The sequence below is a fragment of the Thermoanaerobacter sp. YS13 genome (assembly GCF_000806225.2).
GTDB classification, from domain to species: Bacteria; Bacillota; Thermoanaerobacteria; order Thermoanaerobacterales; family Thermoanaerobacteraceae; genus Thermoanaerobacter; species Thermoanaerobacter uzonensis.
Genome location: NZ_JOOI01000001.1, coordinates 879220 through 890672, shown reverse-complemented (window position 1 = coordinate 890672; position 11453 = coordinate 879220). Strand labels below are relative to the sequence as shown.

The following is an 11453-nucleotide window of genomic DNA, read 5'->3' as shown; positions in this document are numbered from 1 at the left end:
AAACTAAAAAAGCGATTAAGTAGAAGCGCCCGCTTCTCACCTTTCACTTAAGGTGCAAAGGTTTCTTCAAAAGGATTTATTATAAAGTAAAGGAGCGGGTAAGTTTGCCCGCTTTTATTTTTTCATAATTTTTAGGAGGTGCGTATTTATTAACAAAGAGCTGCAGGTCAATGAGGAAATAAGAGACAAAGAGGTAAGGCTGATTGACCAAGACGGTAAGCAGATAGGCATAATGTCGGCAAAGGAAGCTTATAAAATTGCTCAAGAGCGACATCTTGATTTGGTTAAGATTGCCCCTCAAGCCAATCCACCCGTGTGCAAATTGATGGATTTTGGTAAGTATAGGTATGAACTTAGTAAAAGAGAAAAAGAGGCAAAGAAAAAGCAAAAGGTTATAAATGTAAAAGAAATAAGAATGTCCCCGACTATTGAAGACCATGACTTTGGTGTAAAGTTAAAAAGTGCTATTAAGTTTTTAAAAGAAGGTAATAAAGTAAAAGTTACTATAAGGTTTAGAGGAAGGGAAGCAGCCCACACTTCGCTGGCAGAAGACCTTTTAAAAAGGTTTGCAAATGAGCTCAGTGAGTATGGTGTTATAGAAAAAGCTCCTAATATGGAGGGGCGAAATTTAATGATGGTATTAACACCAAAAAATTAGCAAAATGTAGAAGGAGGATATATATTTATGCCTAAAATGAAAACACATAGAGGAGCAGCAAAAAGGTTTAAAGTGTTAAAGTCAGGAAAAGTTAAAAGGTCGAGAGCTTATAAAAGTCACCTTTTGACACATAAAAATGCAAAAAGAAAAAGAAGATTGAGAAAAGCTACTTATTTGGTAGGTACGGATGCTAAAAATATCAAACGCTTATTACCTTATTCATAATAGATTAGGAGGTTTTTAAAATGGCTAGAGTAAAATTTGGGAAAGTGACAAGGAGAAGACGCAAGAAAATATTAAAGCTTGCAAAAGGTTATTTTGGAGCTAAGAGCAAGCTTTTTAGAGTTGCCAATCAAGCAGTAATGAAATCTTTAATGTACGCTTATATTGGCAGAAAATTAAGGAAAAGAGATTTTAGAAAGCTCTGGATAACAAGAATAAATGCTGCTGCAAGAGCCCACGGAATTTCCTACAGCAGGTTTATAAATGGGCTTAAAAAAGCTGGAATAGAAATTAACAGGAAGATGCTTTCGGAAATGGCAATAAATGATGAAAAAGCTTTTGCAGAATTAGTAAATATAGCTAAGCAGCAGTTAAACGCATAAGGCCAGTTTGCATGGCCTTTTGCTTTAACTTTAAAAGAGTGGTGGACAATGTTAATTACGAGTGAAAACAATGACCTCATAAAAAAAATCAAAAAGCTAAAAGACAAAAAGGGCCGATATAAAGAAGGGATGTTTTTTGTAGAGGGTACTACAAATGTATTGGAGGCTTTAAAAAGTGACTTTGAAATAGAGTACATAGTTATGGGGGAAGGGGTTAAAATAGATATTCCCAAAGGGGATTTTGAAATTGTACATACTACTGAAAGAATCTTTAAGAAAATAAGTGATACAGTAACTCCACAAATGATCATGGCGATTATAAAAATACCAAAATATGAAGAAAATACTTATATAAAAGAAAAGGGTGTATATGTTATAGCAGACAATATTCAAGACCCAGGAAATTTAGGTACTATAATACGTACAGCTGATGCATTTGGAGTTAGTGCAATTTTTACTATAAACAATTGTGTGGATGTTTTTAATCCAAAGGTTTTGAGAGCCTCTATGGGTTCTATTTTTCACATTCCTGTCATAGCTACTACTTCACAAATTTTGTTAAAACTTAAGCAAAGGGGAATAAAAGTTTTTGCAACTTACTTAAAAGCCCAAAAATTAGTTCATGAATGCAATATTTCGGATAAAGTAGCTTTTGTTTTGGGAAATGAAGCGATAGGTGTCAGTGTTGTAGACTTGGTAGATGACTTTGTGAAAATACCTATGACAGGGGAGGCAGAGTCTTTAAATGTTTCAATCGCTGCTAGTATATTTTTATACGAATCTCAAAGACAGAGGTTGATAAAAAATAATTAAGATGTTATAATCTTAAAAAAATATTGCAAAATGCTATGAAGGAGTAAAGTACATTATCGAAAATCACAGGGAGATAACACCATAGACTGAGAGTGTTATCGTTAGGTAGATAATGGAAAGTTCCCTCCGGAGCAGCGTGCTGAACTAATAGTAGGCATTGCCGGTAATACCGTTATCTAAATGAGTGAGCATTTTTTATAAAATGCTAATTTAGGTGGTACCGCGGATTCTTCGTCCTATTGACGGAGGATTTTTTATTTTAACTAATAAACCAAAAGAGGAGTTGGTTTACAGATGGAAGAATTGTTGCGCAAGCTTTATGAAGATGCACAAAAAGAAATTCTTTCAGTTGATAGTTTACAGCAAATTGAAAACTTAAGAGTTAAATACTTAGGTAAAAAAGGTGAATTGACGCAAATTTTAAGGGGAATGGGAAACTTAAAGCCTGAAAAAAGACCTGTAATTGGTCAAATTGCCAATGAAATTAGAGAGAAAATTGAGGGTTTACTCACAGAAACAAAAAATAAAATTGCCCAATTAGAAAAAGAAAAGAGGATAAAAAGTGAGTACATAGACATAACTATGCCAGGTAAACCTTATGAGTATGGCCACAAACATCCCATGACACTAGTATTGGATGAAATTAAAAAGATATTTTTAGGATTAGGCTTTTCTATTGCAGAAGGGCCAGAAATAGAGTTTACTTATTACAACTTTGAGGCATTAAATACTCCAGAGGACCATCCAGCTAGAGACTTACAGGATACCTTTTATGTGACTTCTGATATACTTTTGAGGACTCAAACATCCCCGGTACAAGTAAGGACTATGGAGAAAAATAAGCCTCCAATAAGGGTTATATCTCCTGGAAGGGTTTATAGATCTGATGAGATAGATGCAACTCACTCCCCAGTGTTTCATCAGATGGAAGGGCTTGTAGTAGATGAAGGAATAACAATGGGAGATTTAAAAGGAGTTTTAAATATATTTGCGAAGAAATTTTTTGGGGAAGACACTCAAACCAAATTTAGACCTCATTATTTTCCCTTTACAGAACCCAGTGCAGAAATGGACGTGAGTTGCTTTGCTTGTGGTGGAAAAGGTTGTAGAGTTTGCGGTTATACTGGTTGGATTGAAATTTTAGGTGCAGGCATGGTACATCCTAATGTTTTAAAGATGTCTGGAATTGACCCTGAAAAATACAGTGGATTTGCTTTTGGATTGGGAATAGATAGGATTACAATGCTGAAATACGGAATAGAAGATTTGAGGCTTCTTTTTGAAAATGATTTAAGGTTTATACAACAGTTTTAAAGGGGTGGTCGTATGTTAGTGTCACTTTCGTGGTTGAAAGAGTTTGTTGACATAGATGAAGATGCGAAAACTATTGCTGAAGGCCTTACTATGTCAGGGTCAAAGGTAGAGACTATAACAAGTTATGGGAGAGAAATTTCAAATGTGGTGGTAGGGAAAATTATTTCATTAGAAAAACACCCTAATGCTGATAAATTGTTGGTTGGTATTGTAGATGTAGGTACTGAAAAACTACAAATTGTAACCGGAGCACAAAATATTAAAGTAGGGGACTACATACCAGTAGCACTTCATGGCGCAACTCTCCCTGGAGGAGTTAAGATAAAAAGAGGCAAATTAAGAGGAATAGAATCAAATGGCATGATGTGTTCTGTCAAAGAGCTAGGACTTGATGAAAGCTTGCTGCCAGAATATCAAAGAAACGGAATTTTTATATTACCACCTTTCCCATTAGGAATGGATATAAACGAAGCTCTTCAGTTAAAAGACGATGTATTGGAATTTGAGATAACGCCCAACAGACCTGATTGTTTGTCAATGGTAGGAATAGCGAGAGAGACAGCTGCGACTTTTAAGAAAAAATTTAAAATGCCGGTGGTAGAAGTTAATGAAAGCGAAGAACAAAATCCTGCAAAAGTGACTATTGAGGCTACGGATTTATGCTTTAGATATGTAGCAAGGGTCGTTAAGAATGTGAAGATAGGTCCTTCTCCTATGTGGATGCAGATGCGTCTTTTGAAAGCTGGAATAAGACCTATAAATAACGTGGTGGATGTTACAAACTATGTGATGTTAGAATTAGGGCAGCCTTTACACGCTTTTGACTTGGATAAAGTTGAAAGCAAGCACATAATAGTGAGAAGGGCAAGAGAAGGAGAAAAATTAGTTACATTGGATGGAAAAGAGAGAACGTTAGACAGCTCAATTTTGGTTATTGCTGATGAGAAGAAAGCTATAGGTTTGGCAGGTGTAATGGGAGGAGAAAATACGGAGATAACTTACACTACTGTAAATATTTTAATAGAAAGTGCTAATTTTAAAGGAAGCAATATAAGGCATACTTCTAAGAAATTGGGGTTAAGAAGTGAAGCTTCTTCAAGGTTTGAAAAAGGTTTAGACCCAGAGATTACAGTTTTAGCTTGTGAAAGAGCAGCACAGCTTATGGAAAAATACTGTGGCGGTACAGTTTTAAAAGGGCTTGTGGATGAGTATCCAAAGCCAATTGAAAAAACAGTTTTAACTGTAAATCCTCACAGCATTAACAGATTTTTAGGCACAGAGCTTTCGACATCTCAAATGATTGAGATATTGGAGTCTTTAGAGTTTAAAGTTGTGCAAAAAGGCAATGACCTTGAGATAACAGTTCCGCATTTTCGCAGAGATGTGACAATGGAGGCAGACATTGCAGAAGAAATAGCAAGACTCTTTGGCTATAACAATATTGAAGATAGTTTAATGAAAAATGCTCAAACTACATTAGGAGCGTTGACCAAAGAGCAACGACTAGAAGAAAAAGCAAGAAAAGTTCTATTGGCTTGTGGATTAAATGAAATTGTCACTATGTCTTTTATGGGACACAAGGATTTAGACAAAATAAACGTACCTTTAGATAGCCCTCTTAGAAAAGCAGTTAAAATTATAAATCCTTTGGGAGAAGACCAAAGCCTTATGAGAACTACTCTACTCCCTTTTATATTGAATGTAGCTTATACTAACTATAGTAGAAAAGTACAAGATTTCAAAGTTTTTGAAATATCTAAAGTCTTTATGCCAAAAGAATTACCCTTAAAAGAATTACCACAGGAAATAAAGACTATTGCAATAGGAATGTACGGGAAAGATGTGGATTTTTACTCATTAAAAGGAGTAATAGAAGCACTTTTTGAAGTAATGAGTATAAAAGAAGTAGAATATGTAAGGGCAGAAGATCCTTCCTATCATCCAGGAAGGTCTGCAAAAATTCTCCTAGGTGACGAAACAGTAGGTATATTTGGAGAGATACACCCTGATGTTTTAGAAAATTACGACATACCTGTTAGAGTCTACGGTGGAGAAATAAACTTAGATAAAGTAATACAATATGCTAATGTAGAAAAGAGGTACATGCCTCTTCCTAAGTATCCAGCTGTAGAAAGGGATATAGCAGTTTTAGTAGATGGAGATATTTTTGTAAAAGATGTAGAAAAAGTTATACTTGAAGCAGGAGGTAAACTTGTAGATAAAGTCGAACTGTTTGACGTCTATAAAGGTCCTAACATCCCTGAGGGCAAAAAAAGCGTTGCTTTCTCTATCTGGTATAGGTCTTATGAGAGGACTTTGACAGATGAAGAGGTAAATGTAATTCACAACAACATTGTAGAGGCTCTTGACAAAAAATTAGGAGCCAAATTAAGATAAAAAAGGCAATTTTACAGCCTTTTTTATCTTTTATCTTAATTAAGAAGGAAATTGCCCTTTAATGTAGAAGTAAATAAAATAACAAAAGAATAAGGGGATGTTTTTGTGGAGTTAAATAAAGTTACCGTGATTATCAATGGGAATGAATATATTTTAAAATCTGATTATCCTGAAGAACATGTAATAAAACTTGCCAATTATGTAGACAATGTAATTAAAGAATTGCTACAAAACTACGAAAAGTTATCACAAATGCAACTACTGCTTTTGTCGTCTTTAAATATTGCAGATGAACTTTTTATTGCAAGAGAAGAAAATAATGCTATTAAAAAGGAATTGCTTTCTTTAAAAGCAGAATTAGAAGAAAAAAATCGCTATATACGAAAATTGGAGGAGGAGCTTACTAAAACTAAACAACAGCTTTTAGAGACAGAGGAAGAGTTTCGACAGTTTATAGAAACTTTTGATAAAGAAAAGTAAAGTAAGTAAAGGTGATTGGATGAAAAAAGTTGAATTATTAGCTCCAGCAGGAGATTATGAGGCTTTAACGAGTGCAGTTAATGCAGGATGCGATGCAGTGTATTTAGGAGGAAAAAATTTTGGTGCAAGAGCTTATGCAACCAATTTTGACTATGATAATTTAAAAGCAGCTTTGGAATTCTGCCATTTAAGAGATGTCAAGGTATATGTTACTGTAAATACCCTTGTAGCCAATGAAGAATTTGAAAAACTGGTGAACTATTTAGATTTTTTGTATTCTTCAGGTGTTGATGCAATTATAGTGCAGGATATGGGAGTATTAAAGTTTTTACGAGAAAATTATCCTGATTTAAAAGTTCATGCCAGTACACAAATGACAGTTCATAATTTGGAAGGAGTACAGGAATTAGCTAAAAAGGGAGTTTCCCGGGTTATTTTATCAAGAGAGCTTACGTTAAAAGAAATAAAGGATATAGTTCAAAATTCTAACATTGAAATAGAAGTTTTTGTTCATGGAGCTCTTTGCGTCAGCTATTCCGGGCAGTGCTTTATGAGTAGTATACTAGGAGGAAGAAGCGGAAACAGGGGAAGATGTGCACAACCCTGCCGCTTAAAGTATTCTCTTGTAGATAAAGATGGAAAAGTTTTAGAAAAGGATTTACACCTTTTGAGTATGATAGATTTATGTACTATAGAACATATACCAAAACTCATTGAGGCTGGAATCACCTCTTTTAAAATAGAAGGTAGGATGAAAAGTGCCGAGTACGTCGCTTCTGTGGTAAAAGCCTACAGAGAAGCTATTGACAGTTTTTATGAGAGCAAAGCTTTTGATTCAGGTAAAGTTATAGAAGAGATGTCTCGAATTTTTAATAGAGGATTTTCTACTGGCTATCTTTTTGGAGTTAAACCCTCCAAAATGAGTTATATTTCCCCTAAAAACACGGGAGTTGCTGCTGCAGAAGTGATAAGTGTAACTTCAAAAACTTCAAAACTGAGGCTTTTAAGGGATATTGCAAAAGGTGATGGAATTTCTGATGAAAAAGGAGAAAAAGGACAAAAAGTTGAAATAATATTTAAAAATGGGAAGAAGGAAGATAGAGCCTCTGAAGGAGACATAATAGAACTACCCCTTAAGTTTTATGTAAAAGAAAGTGAAATATTAAATAAAACTTATGATGTATTGTTAAATGACAAGTTGAAAAACTTACCTTCCAGAAAGATTCCTATAAAAATTTATGCGGAGTTAAAAAAGGACAAACCTTTGTATATAAAGATACAAGAAGGAATTCATACAGTAGAAGTTTATAGTGATGAAATAAGCCAGACATCGGAAAAAGTTTCTATTGAGGAAGATTTTTTGAAGGATAAACTTACTCAAATAAATGACACAGCCTTCTACGGAGAAGAAATAGAAGTAGTAGTTGAAAAAGGCCTTTACATGTCTGTAAAGGGAATAAAAGAAGCGCGAAGAAAAGCAATAGAAATGTTAGAAAAGAGAAAGTTAGACTATTATAAAAGAGAAGAAAAACATACCTTTTTTAATCTGCCTTCTTTCAAGGAGAAAAAGGAAGAAGTAAGTTTAACTTTTTATACTGATAAACTTGAACATTTGAAGATGGCCAGCCAATTGGGTATAGAATACGTCTATTTCAATTACAAGCTTGATATAAAACTTTTTAAAAAAGGTTTAGAACTGACAAAAGATTCAAAGACAACGGTTATACCTGCTTTCCCTTCTATATTGAGGGAAGAGATAAAAAGAATAAAGCCTCAATTAGAATTTTTACAAGTTATGGGGATAAACAAAATTTTGGTTTCAAATTTAGGGCTTTATCATATTGCAAAAAATTATGACTTTGAGATTTTTATAGATTATCCTTTGAATATTTTTAATAATTTAGCTGTAGATTACTTTAAACCTTACGCTGTGACTTTATCTTATGAACTTACGCTGGAGCAGATTAAAGATATTGCCAAAAGAAGTGATGTAAAATTTGAAGCTTTAATATACGGCAGACTGCCTCTTATGACAATGGAATATTGTCCAATAAGAAATTTAGTAGGCTGTGACAGAGAAAGGTGTGAAAAAGGTTATTATTTTCTAAAAGACAGAAAAGGAAAGTTAATGCCTCTTAAAAGCAATGGTTTTTGCAGGATGCAGATTTTAAATGCAGACGTGCTTTTAATGTTAAGTATAAAGGAGCTTAAACAAGCTGGACTTTCTTTTTTGAGGATACATGACACAATAGAAGAAAATAAAGAAATAGAGAAAGTTTTAAAAATGTATATTGAAGCTTTAAAAGGGAATGAAATTGAAATTTTAGAAGGGGAATATACAAAAGGACATTTTTACAGGGGAGTTTTGTGATGGTGAGAGGAATTAATAGTAGAGCAATAAAAAGTCTTGAATTTGACAGGATAGTGGAGTTTATTGTTGGCTATTGTGATTCGGATTTAGGCAAACAAAAAGTTTCAGATATTGTCATAAAAAAAGACTTAGAGGAAATAGAGAGGGAATTAGATTTACTGAATGAGGCAATTAGCTTTATTTCCTCCTATGGAGGTATTTCTTTTGCTTTTGAGGACATAAGGGATTATATAAAAAAAGCACAAATAGATTCCGTGCTTTATAACCAAGAGCTTTTAAAGATTAAGAGATTTCTTAACTTAGTAAGCAAAATAAAAGGTTATTTCAAAAATCTTCAAGAAAATGATAGATTTGTAAGGTTAAAAGAATACGATAAAAAAGTTTTACCGATAAAAGATTTGGAAAAAATGATTGAAAATATAATAATTTCAGAAGATGAAATAGCAGATGATGCTTCTCCAATGCTTAAAGCTTTAAGAAGGCAGAAATTAAGCATAAATGAAAAAATAAGGACGACATTGAATTCAATAATTTCTACACGTCAAAAAGAATTGCAAGAGCCTATTATAACTGTAAGACAGGGAAGATACGTTGTACCTGTAAAACAAGAATATCGCAGCACTTTTAAAGGTATCGTCCACGACCACTCCTCCAGTGGTGCTACTCTTTTTATTGAACCTATGCAAGTGGTTGACTTAAACAACGAATTGAGACAAGTGGAATTGAAAGAGAAGCAGGAGATACAGAGAATACTTTTTGAGCTTTCTCAAGAGGTCAAAAAGTATGCACAGGTTTTATTTAATGACATTGAAATAGTTTCAGAATTAGATTTTATATTTGCTAAGGCTAAATATTCTTTAAAGCTAAAAACTGTAAGGCCAGAGCTAAACACAATGGGATATATTAATTTAAAAAAGGCAAGACATCCTCTCATAAATCAGGAAGTAGTTGTCCCTATAGATATATATATAGGAGACCAATTTAATACTTTAGTCATTACTGGTCCTAATACCGGTGGGAAAACTGTGACTTTAAAAACAGTGGGACTTTTAACTTTAATGGCAATGGCGGGACTTAATATTCCTGCGGAAGAAAGGTCACAGATTTCAATATTTGAGGAAGTTTTTGTGGATATAGGAGATGAGCAGAGTATTGAACAAAGCTTAAGTACTTTTTCTTCCCATATGACGAATATCGTAAGTATACTCCAAAAAGTAAACAAAAATTGCTTTGTTTTGTTAGATGAATTAGGAGCAGGTACAGACCCTATAGAAGGCGCTGCTTTAGCTATGAGTATTCTCGATACCTTGCATAAGATTGGTGCGAAGACAATAGCTACTACCCATTATAGTGAGCTAAAGCAGTATGCCTTAAAAACTCCGGGAGTAGAAAATGCCAGTGTGGAATTTGATGTTGAAACTTTAAAGCCTACCTATAAGCTTATAATAGGCCTTCCTGGCAAAAGCAATGCCTTTGAAATATCTAAAAGATTAGGACTTCCTCAGCAAATAATAGAAAATGCGAGAAAGTATATTTCAGGAGAAGCTTTAAAATTTGAAGACATAATTGCAGACGTCGAAAGTAAAAGAAGAGAATTGGAAAGGGCAAATCAAGAAATAGCTTTTTTAAAGAAAGATGTAGAAATTTTAAAAGAGGAATTAGAAAAAGAAAAGAAGAAATTGCAAAGTGAAAGAGATAAAATATTAAAAGAGGCGAAAGAAAAGGCGAGAAAAATAATACAAGAGGCGAAATTTGCCGCCGAGGAAACAATTAAAAAGATAAAAGAAGCAGAAGAAAGCACACAAAATAAAGACAGGATCATACAAGAGGTAAGAGAAGAATTAAAGAAAAATTTAGAAGAATTAGAAGAAGAAGTTTTAAAGCCTAAAGAGGCTCACCACAGCAGAATCCCTGATAATTTAAAAAAGGGACAGACAGTCTATATAGTGCCTTTAGACCAAAACGGGATTGTACTTTCTCTTCCTGACAAATCGGGAAATGTAGAAGTACAGGCAGGAATTTTAAAGATGACAGTCCATATAAGTAATTTAAGGGTAGTGGAGGAGAAAGAAGAGGAGGATGTAAAAAAAGGCTACAGCAAATTTGTACACGAAAAGTCTCAATCTATAAGCACTTCCATAGATGTAAGAGGTAAAAACCTTGACGATGCTTTGTTAGAGGTGGAAAAATACATAGACGATGCTTATTTAGCTGGACTTAAGGAGGTAACAATTATTCACGGACGTGGTACAGGGGTGTTAAGGACGGGGATATCACAATTTTTAAGAAGCAATAAACATGTTAAATCTTTTAGATTAGGTAAATACGGTGAAGGAGGAGACGGTGTTACTATAGTAGAATTAGCTGACAAATAGGGGATGGTAAAATGTATTTGGTAAGTGCTTGCCTTGCCGGAGTTAACTGTAAATACGATGGAGGAAACAATGAAAAAGAAGAAATAAAAAGATTAGTAGAAGAAGGAAAGGCTATTTTAGTTTGTCCTGAGCAATTAGGCGGACTTCCAACTCCGCGTCTACCTTCTGAGATAAATGGGGATAAGGTTTTTAACATTGAAGGAGAAGAGGTTACAGAAAATTTTTATAGAGGAGCCTATGAGACTTTAAAAATTGCTAAAATGTACAAGATAAAGGAGGCAATTTTTAAGGCTAGAAGCCCTTCTTGCGGCTGTGGAGAAATTTACGATGGCACTTTTTCGGGGAATTTGATAGAGGGAGATGGAATTACCACAAGAATTTTAAAGAAAAATGGGATATCTGTTATGACAGAACATGATTTTTATAAAAAATAAAAAAGG

At 34.0% G+C, this 11453-nt stretch carries 10 protein-coding genes and 2 other annotated features; all 10 genes read left to right on the top strand.

The features are described 5' to 3' along the window. Positions 1-11: 11 nt before the first annotated feature. Positions 12-126: a sequence feature (ribosomal protein L20 leader region), on the top strand. A 22-nt stretch (positions 127-148) separates the two neighbouring features. The 10 genes from infC to THYS13_RS04555 all read left to right on the top strand — a co-directional run bounded on the left by infC (position 149) and on the right by THYS13_RS04555 (position 11447). Beyond that, a complete protein-coding gene (gene infC / locus THYS13_RS04600; protein ID WP_042805240.1) occupies positions 149-658 on the top strand; it encodes a translation initiation factor IF-3 in 510 nt (169 codons plus the stop codon). A 27-nt stretch (positions 659-685) separates the two neighbouring features. After that, positions 686-883 (top strand): 50S ribosomal protein L35, encoded by a 198-nt coding sequence (gene rpmI, locus THYS13_RS04595; protein WP_042833358.1) that lies wholly within the window; start codon positions 686-688, stop codon positions 881-883. Between the two features lie 20 nt (positions 884-903). Continuing rightward, a complete protein-coding gene (rplT, locus tag THYS13_RS04590; protein WP_003871005.1) occupies positions 904-1263 on the top strand; it encodes a 50S ribosomal protein L20 in 360 nt (119 codons plus the stop codon). Positions 1264-1311: 48 nt separating this feature from the next. Then, positions 1312-2076 (top strand): RNA methyltransferase, encoded by a 765-nt coding sequence (locus THYS13_RS04585; protein ID WP_042833357.1) that lies wholly within the window; start codon positions 1312-1314, stop codon positions 2074-2076. 26 nt (positions 2077-2102) lie between these two features. Next, positions 2103-2318 (top strand) — a binding site (T-box leader). A 52-nt stretch (positions 2319-2370) separates the two neighbouring features. Further along, complete coding sequence (pheS, locus tag THYS13_RS04580) at positions 2371-3390, top strand: phenylalanine--tRNA ligase subunit alpha (RefSeq protein WP_042833356.1); 1020 nt, start codon at positions 2371-2373, stop codon at positions 3388-3390. A gap of 12 nt (positions 3391-3402) precedes the next feature. Further along, positions 3403-5787 (top strand): phenylalanine--tRNA ligase subunit beta, encoded by a 2385-nt coding sequence (gene pheT, locus THYS13_RS04575; protein WP_042833355.1) that lies wholly within the window; start codon positions 3403-3405, stop codon positions 5785-5787. 105 nt (positions 5788-5892) lie between these two features. Beyond that, on the top strand, positions 5893-6267 hold the full coding sequence (zapA, locus tag THYS13_RS04570; protein ID WP_042833354.1) for a cell division protein ZapA: 375 nt from the start codon (positions 5893-5895) through the stop codon (positions 6265-6267). A gap of 19 nt (positions 6268-6286) precedes the next feature. Beyond that, positions 6287-8638, top strand: coding sequence for a DUF3656 domain-containing protein (locus THYS13_RS04565; RefSeq protein ID WP_042833955.1), 2352 nt, complete (start codon positions 6287-6289; stop codon positions 8636-8638). After that, a complete protein-coding gene (locus THYS13_RS04560) occupies positions 8638-11013 on the top strand; it encodes an endonuclease MutS2 (protein WP_042833353.1) in 2376 nt (791 codons plus the stop codon). The genes THYS13_RS04565 and THYS13_RS04560 overlap by 1 nt, the downstream gene beginning before the upstream one ends. An 11-nt stretch (positions 11014-11024) precedes the next feature. Further along, positions 11025-11447: a DUF523 domain-containing protein gene (locus THYS13_RS04555; protein ID WP_042833352.1), complete on the top strand. Its 423-nt coding sequence runs from the start codon at positions 11025-11027 to the stop codon at positions 11445-11447. Positions 11448-11453: the final 6 nt, after the last annotated feature.

Excerpts from the sequence above, each read along its gene's own strand:
- rpmI (WP_042833358.1), top strand. The coding sequence starts at position 686 with ATGCCTAAAATGAAAACACATAGAGGAGCAGCAAAAAGGTTTAAAGTG.
- THYS13_RS04565 (WP_042833955.1), top strand. The coding sequence starts at position 6,287 with ATGAAAAAAGTTGAATTATTAGCTCCAGCAGGAGATTATGAGGCTTTA.
- pheT (WP_042833355.1), top strand. The coding sequence starts at position 3,403 with ATGTTAGTGTCACTTTCGTGGTTGAAAGAGTTTGTTGACATAGATGAA.
- pheS (WP_042833356.1), top strand. The coding sequence starts at position 2,371 with ATGGAAGAATTGTTGCGCAAGCTTTATGAAGATGCACAAAAAGAAATT.
- THYS13_RS04560 (WP_042833353.1), top strand. The coding sequence starts at position 8,638 with ATGGTGAGAGGAATTAATAGTAGAGCAATAAAAAGTCTTGAATTTGAC.
- rplT (WP_003871005.1), top strand. The coding sequence starts at position 904 with ATGGCTAGAGTAAAATTTGGGAAAGTGACAAGGAGAAGACGCAAGAAA.
- THYS13_RS04585 (WP_042833357.1), top strand. The coding sequence starts at position 1,312 with ATGTTAATTACGAGTGAAAACAATGACCTCATAAAAAAAATCAAAAAG.
- THYS13_RS04555 (WP_042833352.1), top strand. The coding sequence starts at position 11,025 with ATGTATTTGGTAAGTGCTTGCCTTGCCGGAGTTAACTGTAAATACGAT.